The sequence below is a fragment of the Cetobacterium sp. genome, from assembly GCF_051658645.1.
In the GTDB taxonomy this organism is placed as follows: Bacteria; Fusobacteriota; Fusobacteriia; order Fusobacteriales; family Fusobacteriaceae; genus Cetobacterium_A.
The window spans coordinates 1-4,007 of sequence record NZ_JBOFMZ010000028.1 but is presented as its reverse complement, the minus strand read 5'-3'; the positions used below and the strand labels follow the sequence as shown (position 1 = coordinate 4,007).

4 protein-coding genes are annotated in these 4,007 nt (G+C 23.1%); all 4 read left to right on the top strand.

Annotation, left to right across the window (positions count from 1 at the left end):
- Nucleotides 1-541: 541 nt before the first annotated feature.
- Nucleotides 542-2,326 carry a hypothetical protein gene (locus tag ACRCZX_RS02150; RefSeq protein ID WP_438546729.1) on the top strand — a complete coding sequence of 595 codons (1,785 nt, stop codon included), beginning with the start codon at nucleotides 542-544 and terminating at the stop codon, nucleotides 2,324-2,326.
- Nucleotides 2,327-2,338: 12 nt separating this feature from the next.
- The gene (locus ACRCZX_RS02145; protein WP_438546728.1) at nucleotides 2,339-3,037 is read left to right on the top strand and encodes a ParA family protein; all 699 of its coding nucleotides are present in this window, start codon (nucleotides 2,339-2,341) and stop codon (nucleotides 3,035-3,037) included.
- A gap of 62 nt (nucleotides 3,038-3,099) precedes the next feature.
- Complete coding sequence (locus tag ACRCZX_RS02140) at nucleotides 3,100-3,759, top strand: hypothetical protein (RefSeq protein ID WP_438546727.1); 660 nt, start codon at nucleotides 3,100-3,102, stop codon at nucleotides 3,757-3,759.
- A gap of 193 nt (nucleotides 3,760-3,952) precedes the next feature.
- A partial coding sequence (locus ACRCZX_RS02135) for a cold-shock protein (RefSeq protein ID WP_438581299.1) occupies nucleotides 3,953-4,007 on the top strand: 55 nt, incomplete at its 3' end.

The window sequence follows — 4,007 nt, the reverse complement described above, 5'->3', positions numbered from 1 at the left end:
TAAAGCTTCAATTAAAGAACGTGGAGAAGTGATATATCCTAAACATAGGATAATTAATCAATCTCAAATAGAATTTCTAAGTAAGAAAGAAAAGAATTAAAAGAATCCCTGCGGGATTATTCGCAGGGATTTTTTTATTGTTTAAAAATATAAAAACATTTGAAAAACTTTAGTTTTCTAAACAAAATTATTAACGAGTCCTTGTTAGTTGTTCTTTGTTATATATTGTTTCTTTGTTAGGTACAAAAAAAAAACGAAAAAACATACTTTTAGATATTGATTTTATTATGTTTATCGAGAATATGCCGATACAAATTAACAGGATATACTTTATAAACTAACAGGATATATCTATATAAACTAACAGGATATACTTTATAAACTAACAGGATATACTTTATAAACTAACAGGATACAACTAGCGTTATATAAATGATTCGGATGTATTTAAAGTTAGTTTTTTTTAGAAAAAAATGCTATTATATAAAACATACAAATGATTCGGATATATATTTATATTATCGTTAGAAAGGATATTAATATGATAAAAAAGAAAGATAATTACTTTTTAGAAATAGAAACTATTAATACAGGAAATCCTTGTTTCTTGGAAGAAGATATCTATATTCCTGAAGATTTAGTTAAAAACAAATCTTTAATTCGTGTAGATATGAATATTGTTCAATTTCCTATATTTTCTAAAAATACAAAACGTAAAAAAAATGAAATAACAACTTATTTTTTCAATAAAAATAGAGATGTATATATTACAGTTAAACCGTCACCAGGAGATTTAATACCAGGAGAAACCGAAGAAAGAGTATTTATAGCTTTAATGAAAGTTATGAAAGAAAAAGGAATGGAACAAGAGTTTATAGTTTCAGCTTCAGAAATAAGAGATGCAGCTAAAATACATGCAAATAATTACATTGCAGATATAAAAAAAGCTTTATCTAGACTTTCAGAAACGAGCTATATTTTTAAAAATACAATGTATTCAAATGAAATGAAAACAGTCTTAAAAGAAGAAATTAGTACTGCTATTTTAGAATATAAATCTATTCAATTAAGTGAAGTCAAAAATAAAACTATGAAAAATAAAGTGAATGATAAAAGAATAAAAGAAGTATATGCAATTAGAATATCAGACCATTTTTATAAAAATATAGTAAAACGTGGTTATTTAGTATATGACTCAAATATATTATTAGGTATAAATGGTGGTATAGCTAGAACTTTGTATATGTTGTTAGAAAAAATAAGATTTGATAACTTATATGTAAAAGAATCAGTGTTTGCATTAATAAAAAAAATTCCTCTAAAATACGAAAAGAAAAGTCTTCCAGTTACTGTTAAAACATTGGAAAAAGCTTTTAATGAATTAAAAAATAAAAATCTTATAAAAGGGTTTAATTTTTTAAAACCTACTACATGGCTTCAATCAGATGTTGAAATTTACTTTGATGAAAAGCATAACAAGCTTAAAAAAGAGCGTTTTAATGAGGATAATATCCAATTGAAAAATATTTATAACACTTTAGCAATAAGTTTTACAGAAAAAAATGTAGAAGATGCTAATCTAGTAATAGTTATTAGCGACGAAATGATTTTAGAAATTTTGAATTTAATGCCTTTGAAAGCTAAAAATTTAAAATCAATGCCAAAAACTATAAAAGAATGTATTGAAAAATATGGGTATGAAAAAGTAAAATCAAGTGCTTTGTATTTAAATAGTCAAAAAAAATTAACAAGTCCAAAAGCTTATTTTTTAAAAATACTAGAAAATGATTGGGGAATCGATTTTATCTCTATACCACATTTAAAACAAAAAAATTCAATATTAGAAATTTGTGAGGAAAGTATAAAAGAAAAAGATTACTCTGAAATTGCTCGATTTTACAGTGAATTATCCGATAGTAAAAAACTAGAGATAGAAGAAAAAACATATGTTGAATATATTAAAGAATGTGGACAAGCTGGAAAAATTCAAAAAATAGCTTTTAAAAAAGCTAAAAACACATTAATATATAAATATATTGAAAAAAATAAATTATTTCAATTATCTGATAGTAATAAATTAGAAATATTAAATGAAAAAAATATAGTTATTAAGAATGAAAAAGATATATTGAATAATATAAAAGATTTTCATAACTATATTGAATCAAGCATAGATATATACAAGGTTGGATTTTGTTTAACAGAGGAAAAAATATTTAAAATAAAAAAATTAATCTATTTAGAATTAACTCGTAAATTCATTTTAAAAAAATTAACAATAGATGAAGTTGATAAAATTATTACTGAAAAATTATTAATAGAATAGCTGGAGGTTAAAGTGGGGAAAGTAATAACAATAAAAAATAATAAAGGAGGAGTAGGAAAAACCTTTATTACAACACAATTAGGTGCAGGGTTAGCATATGCAGATAAAAAAGTTCTTATATTAACATCTGATCCACAAAACAATGTATTCAATTTTTTATTTAAGGGAGATAAAAGTTTTAAAAAAGGTCTTAAAGCAGAAGTTTTAAAAAAAGATGGAGAATATTTTAGACTAAGAAGTAATCTATATTTTCTTCCTTTAGAAGATGTGAAGTTCTCAAATCAATTTTTTAAAGAGATTGTAGAGTTTATAAAACGAATGAAAAATGAATTTGATTACATACTCATTGATAGTATTCCAACATTAAAAATAGATGAAATATTTCTTAAATTATCAGATGATATTATCATACCTAGTTATGCAGATGATATTACAACAGAAAGTATTTTAGAGCTTTTAAAAACAATTGATATTACTAAAGTTAGGGCAATTGTAACAAATAGATATAAATCTACTTCAGCAGTTCAGAAAGCTAATTATATAGCCTTAAAAAGCGATTTAGATGAAACGTCTATTCTTTTTACTAACCCTATTGAGAGCTTGTCTTTTATAGAGTTAATGATTCAGAATAAGAAAACAATATGGGAATACAATAATATTTCTGCAGGTAAAGTACAAAAAATATTTTTAGAAATACTTAAAATAATTTAATTTATATACAATTTAAAAGCAAGGGACAAGTTGTCTCTTGCTTTTAAATAAGGGGGAATTTTATGAGTAAAGTTAGATTAGAGATAAAAAATATGCTTCAAAATTCAATTCAAAAACCTATTTTGAGAGTAGAAGAAACAAACTACAAAATAGATTCTATAGTAAATTTAGATTCAATTCGAGAATTAACAGATGATAATGAAATCTCTGAAATGTTAATAGCTAAGACTACTTCTTTAATAAATTTACAAATAAAAAATGCTATTTCATTTGGAGAAATTTTCACATTTGTTTTTGATAAGTTATCTAAATCTGGAAGTAAGTATGAAGGGTTATATGAAAAGTGGCTTTTTTTAAATGGAGTTAATAAAAAAACTGCTTTAAGATATAGAAAAAGATATGAGTTATATTCAATTGTTGAAAACAAAGAGATTATTGCTATAATGCCACAGAAATATATTGATATATTTTATTCAGAATCAGAAAAAAGTAAATATATAGAACTTATAAATAACGGTGGAGTTTATAAAGAAATTATTAATCTATTAGAAACTAAAACTATAGGTGATTTGGTGTTAGAATCTGATAGTAGTATTGATTTTAATTTTAAAAATTATAAAACATTATTTCTAAATATAGATGAAAAAATTGTTAATTTGAAAGAAAAAGATAAAAAATCACTCGAAAAATATTTGAAAAAAATTGAAGAAATATTAAAATAAACTTAATTATGCTATAATACAAAAAAATTATAAAAAGAGTTGCTTTTTTTAACATTACACGATATACTTAAAGGGTAGTAAAAATATAACGCAGTTAATAAGAGATTTTGAAGCACTATTTAGATAGGTACTTCTTTAGAATGTTATTATGTTGAGGCAATAGTTACTAACAAAAAATAACGGAGGTACTTAAATGAAAGGTACAGTAAAATGGTTTAACGAAGAAAAAGGATTTGGATTTATAACTG